5 protein-coding genes are annotated in these 5,232 nt (G+C 67.8%); 2 read left to right on the top strand and 3 right to left on the bottom strand.

The annotated features are described in order from the left end of the window. The 3 genes from P3W75_RS10865 to P3W75_RS10855 all read right to left on the bottom strand — a co-directional run. On the bottom strand, positions 1-997 hold a 997-nt coding region (locus tag P3W75_RS10865; protein ID WP_276227386.1), incomplete at its 3' end, for an ABC transporter substrate-binding protein. 143 nt (positions 998-1,140) lie between these two features. After that, the gene (locus P3W75_RS10860; RefSeq protein WP_276227385.1) at positions 1,141-1,548 is read right to left on the bottom strand and encodes an acyl-CoA thioesterase; all 408 of its coding nucleotides are present in this window, start codon (positions 1,546-1,548) and stop codon (positions 1,141-1,143) included. A 101-nt stretch (positions 1,549-1,649) separates the two neighbouring features. Further along, positions 1,650-2,558, bottom strand: coding sequence for a LysR substrate-binding domain-containing protein (locus P3W75_RS10855; RefSeq protein ID WP_276227384.1), 909 nt, complete (start codon positions 2,556-2,558; stop codon positions 1,650-1,652). Between the two features lie 215 nt (positions 2,559-2,773). On the opposite strand from P3W75_RS10855, the gene P3W75_RS10850 reads away from it, so the two are divergent. After that, positions 2,774-3,955 carry an acyl-CoA dehydrogenase gene (locus tag P3W75_RS10850; protein ID WP_276227383.1) on the top strand — a complete coding sequence of 394 codons (1,182 nt, stop codon included), beginning with the start codon at positions 2,774-2,776 and terminating at the stop codon, positions 3,953-3,955. Between the two features lie 68 nt (positions 3,956-4,023). Then, a partial coding sequence (locus tag P3W75_RS10845) for a CaiB/BaiF CoA transferase family protein (RefSeq protein WP_276227387.1) occupies positions 4,024-5,232 on the top strand: 1,209 nt, incomplete at its 3' end.

Below are 5,232 nucleotides of genomic sequence, written 5' to 3'. Positions count from 1 at the left end.
CGACGAAACGCGCGTCGACGGCCTGCTTCGGGGTCACCGGCTGCTGGATGATGCCGGCTTCGCTGGCGGCCTTCTGGATGTGCTCGAAGGATTCCTTGACGAAGGCGCCCTTGAGCTCGGCCTTGTTCTCGCCCAGGGAATAGAAGCGCACGCCGTCGAAGGCGCTCGCCAGTTCCGCCGGCTCGGCGCCGACGCCCTTGGCGATGGCCGCGCGGCCTTCCTCGGGGTGCGCCTGGAAGTGCTTGAGGCCGGCTTCCCAGCTCTTCAGCAGGGCCAGCACCTGGCCGGGGCGCTGCTTGAGCACTTCGTCGCGGACCACGAAGACGTCGCTGATGATGCCCGGGTCGTCGGAGCCCTTGTACAGCAGGCTGACCTTCGGGTTCTGCTGCTTGGCGGCGCTCAGGTAGGGCTCGTAGGTCACCGCCGCCGGCACCTGGCCGGCGATCAGCGCGGAACCGGCGTTGGCCGCCGGCATCGGCACCGGCTGCACGTCGGCGAGGGTCAGGCCGGCCTTGCGCAGCGCGCTGTGCAGGAGGATGTCGCTGGTGGTGCCTTCCTCAAAGGCGACCTGCTTGCCCTTGAGGTCGGTCAGGGTCTTGATCGACGGGTCGACGATCAGCGCGTCGGCGCTGGTGCTCTGGTCCAGCAGCAGGACGATCTTCACCGGCAGGCCGGCGGCGACCATGGCCATGGCGGTATGGGTGGCGAGGTTGCCGCCGTCGATCTGGCCGCTGGCCAGGGCGGCGTTCATGTCCTTGTCTTCGGTGAAGTTGACCAGCTCGACCTGGTCCAGGCCGTTGGCCTTGAAGGCGCCGGCCTGCTCGGCGACGTACCACTGGCCGTAGCCCAGCCAGGGCTGCATGCCCATCTTGAAGGTGCCGGCTTCCGGCTTGAGGCCGGCCTTGGGCTCGGCGGCCTGGGCGGCGCCGCCCAGCAGGAGGGCGCAGCAAGTGGCCGCGACGAGGCGGCGCAGCGTGGATGCGATGGGCGCTTGCATGGTGTCTCCCCGGTATTTTTCTGGTGGTTCGGCGGGGAGGCTGCGTTGGCCCGCACCCGCCGTGGGCGGGCACAGGCTCACACGAATGGGCGCGAATGCAAAGCCTTCGCGCCTGGCTGCGGGCCCGGAGGCAGGCGCCGGGGTCAGACCTCGACGCCGTCGTCGTCCTTGAACTGGTCCTTGATGTAGGTGATCTCGGTCTTGCCGTGGGGCGCCGGCAGGCCATCCGGGCCCATGTTGACGAAGACCATCTTGTCGATGGTGAGGATGCTCTTGCGGGTGATCTTGTTGCGCACGTGGCAGGTCAGGGTGATCGAGGTGCGGCCGAATTCGGAGGCGGTGATACCCATCTCGATGATGTCGCCGGTACGCGCCGAGCTGACGAAGTTGATCTCGGAGATGAACTTGGTGACCACGCGCTGGTTGCCCAGCTGGACGATGGCGTAGATGGCCGCCTCTTCGTCGATCCACTTCAACAGGCTGCCGCCGAACAGGCTGCCGTTGGGGTTCAGGTCTTCGGGTTTGACCCATTTACGGGTGTGGAAATTCATGAGAACTCCTTGCTGGTTGCGCCTCGTGAGCGCGATGACGGGCTAGGCCCCGCCGGCTGCGCAATTGTCGCGCGAATCGCCGCGCCGCGTCCTGCCTCGGATCAGCCCAGGCCGGCCTCGTCGCGGTACAGCCGCGCCTGCTCCAGCAGCCAGTCGCGGAAGGCGCGGACGATGACGGATTCCACCTTGCGCTCGGGAATCATCAGGTAATAGGCGTTTTCACTCAAATAGGCATGCTGCATCGCGACGATCAGCCGGCCCTCGGCCAGCTCGCGCTGGATCAGCATCGGCGGGATCAGCGCCACGCCCATGCCGAGCATGGCCGCCTGGGCGAGCATGGAGAACAGCTCGTAGCGAGTGCCGCCCATGTCGTGGGCGACGCTCATGCCGAGGGAGCCGAACCACTGGCGCCAGGCGTAGGGCCGGGTGGTCTGCTGCATCAGCGGCAGCCCGGCGATCTCCTCGGCGCTCAGGCTGGCGCGGCCCTCCAGCAGTTCGGGGCTGCACACCGGCACCGGGTTCTCGCGCATCAGGAAGTGCTTCGCCGTACCCGACCAGGCGCCTTCGCCGAAGTACAGCGCGCAGTCGAAGTCGGTGTCGGCGAAGAGGAACGGCCGGGTGCGGTTGGTCAGGTTCACCGTGACCTCCGGGTACAACCCCTTGAAGGCCTTCAGGCGCGGCAGCAGCCACTGGGTGGCGAAGGTCGGCACCACCGCCAGCTCGATGCTGCCGCCGCCCTGCTGGCCCATCACCGCCAGGGTGTCGCGCTCCACCGCATCCAGACGCACGGCGATGCGCCGGCTGTAGCCCAGGCCCGCCTCGGTCAGCTTTACCCCGCGCCGCGAGCGGCGGAACAGCTCGACGCCGAGGAACTCCTCGAGCCCGGCGATCTGCCGGCAGATGGCGCTCTGGGTCAGCGACAGCTCCTCGGCGGCCTTGGTGAAGCTTTCATGGCGGGCGGCCGATTCGAAGCTGACCAGCGCCGCGGTGGTGGGGATCTTGCGCCGCATCGAATGCCTCTTGGGAATCTCGTGATCGGGAAGGGCCACGGAATACGCGATTCAAACGCCCGTTTTACAGCGTCTGGAGCGTTACGGAGTGAGAAATTAGCACAACAGCGTGCGAATTAGTCGGTTGCCGCACCGGTCGGCGGCTGACTAGGATCGACCGCACTGCGTCCGCCTAAACTGGAGCGGACATCCCGTCACTGCCCCGAGGTAACCCGATGGCCACCAAAGCAAGCTTCAACTGGGAAGACCCGCTGCTGCTGGATCAGCAACTCACCGAAGAAGAGCGCATGGTTCGCGACAGCGCCCAGCAGTTCGCCCAGGACAAGCTGGCCCCGCGCGTGCTGGAAGCCTTCCGCCACGAGAAGACCGACCCGGCGATCTTCCGCGAGATGGGCGAGACCGGCCTGCTCGGCGCGACCATTCCCGTGGAGTACGGCGGCAGCGGCCTGAACTACGTGTGCTACGGCCTGATCGCCCGCGAAGTCGAGCGCGTCGACTCCGGCTACCGCTCGATGATGAGCGTGCAGTCGTCCCTGGTCATGGTGCCGATCAACGAATTCGGCAATGAAGCCACCAAGCAGAAGTACCTGCCGAAACTGGCCAGCGGCGAATACATCGGCTGCTTCGGCCTGACCGAGCCGAACCACGGCTCCGACCCGGGTTCGATGATCACCCGCGCCAAGAAAGTCGACGGCGGCTACCGCCTGTCCGGCGCCAAGATGTGGATCACCAACAGCCCGATCGCCGACGTCTTCGTGGTCTGGGCCAAGGACGACGAAGGGCAGATCCGCGGCTTCGTCCTCGAAAAAGGCTGGGAAGGCCTGAGCGCCCCGGCGATCCACGGCAAGGTCGGCCTGCGCGCCTCCATCACCGGCGAGATCGTGATGGACAACGTGTTCGTCCCCGAAGAGAACGCCTTCCCCGAAGTGCGCGGCCTGCGCGGCCCGTTCACCTGCCTGAACTCTGCTCGCTACGGCATCTCCTGGGGCGCCCTGGGCGCCGCCGAAGCCTGCTGGCACACCGCTCGCCAGTACACCCTGGACCGCAAACAGTTCGGCCGCCCGCTGGCCGCCAACCAGCTGATCCAGAAGAAACTGGCCGACATGCAGACCGAGATCACCCTCGCCCTGCAAGGCTGCCTGCGCCTGGGCCGGATGAAGGACGAAGGCACCGCCGCGGTGGAAATCACCTCGATCATGAAGCGCAACAGCTGCGGCAAGGCCCTGGACATCGCCCGCATGGCCCGCGACATGCTCGGCGGCAACGGCATCTCCGACGAGTTCGGCGTGGCCCGCCACCTGGTCAACCTCGAAGTGGTGAACACCTACGAGGGCACCCACGACGTCCACGCGCTGATCCTCGGCCGCGCGCAGACCGGCATCCAGGCCTTCTTCTGATGCCAAGCACTGCCGGCGGCCCCGCCGCCGGCAGCTTCCAGTCCGTGGTCCGCAGCCAGGAGTCCCCCATGTCCGGCGCCCTCTCGCACATCCGCGTGCTCGACCTTTCCCGCGTACTGGCCGGCCCCTGGGCCGGGCAGATCCTCGCCGACCTCGGCGCCGAAGTGATCAAGATCGAACGTCCCGGCAGCGGCGACGACACCCGCGCCTGGGGCCCGCCGTTCCTCAAGGACGCCGAAGGCCGGGACACCAGCGAGGCCGCCTACTACCTGTCGGCCAACCGCAACAAGAAATCCCTCACCGTCGACTTCACCCAGCCCGAAGGCCAGCGCCTGGTGCGCGAACTGGCGGCCAAGGCCGACATCGTGCTGGAGAACTTCAAGGTCGGCGGGCTGAAGAGCTACGGGCTCGACTACGAGTCGCTGAAGCAGCTCAACCCACGCATCATCTACTGCTCCATCACCGGCTTCGGCCAGACCGGCCCCTACGCCAAGCGCGCCGGCTACGACTTCATGATCCAGGGCCTGGGCGGCCTGATGAGCATCACCGGCCGCTCCGACGCCGAAGAAGGCGCGGGCCCGGTCAAGGTCGGCGTGGCGCTGACCGACATCCTCACCGGCCTGTACTCCTCCACCGCGATCCTCGCCGCCCTCGCCCACCGCGACGTCAGCGGCATCGGCCAGCACATCGACATGGCCCTGCTCGACGTACAGGTGGCCTGCCTGGCCAACCAGACCCTGAACTACCTGACCACCGGCATCCCGCCGCGCCGGCTGGGCAACGCCCACCCGAACATCGTGCCCTACCAGGACTTCCCCACCGCCGACGGCGACATGATCCTCACCGTCGGCAACGACGGGCAGTTCCGCAAGTTCTGCGAACTGGCCGGGCACCCGGAATGGGCCGACGACGCGCGCTTCGCCAGCAACAAGGCGCGGGTCGCCCACCGCGAGGTGCTGATCCCGCTGATCCGCCAGGCCACGGTGATGCGCACCACCGCCGAGTGGATCGCCGCGCTGGAGCAGGCCGGCGTGCCTTGCGGGCCGATCAACGACCTGGCGCAGGTATTCGCCGACCCGCAGGTGATCGCCCGCGGCCTGCGCGTCGAGCTGCCGCACCCGCTGGCCGGCAGCGTGCCGCAGGTGGCCAGCCCGATCCGCCTGTCGGAGACCCCGGTGCAGTACCGCAACGCCCCGCCCACCCTGGGCCAGCACACCGAGCAGGTCCTCGGCGACGTGCTGGGCCTGGACGCCGGCGCCATCGACGCGCTGCGCCGG

Source organism: Pseudomonas citronellolis (genome assembly GCF_029335315.1).
Classification (GTDB): Bacteria; Pseudomonadota; Gammaproteobacteria; order Pseudomonadales; family Pseudomonadaceae; genus Pseudomonas; species Pseudomonas citronellolis_A.
This window is presented reverse-complemented; position numbering and strand designations above follow the sequence as displayed.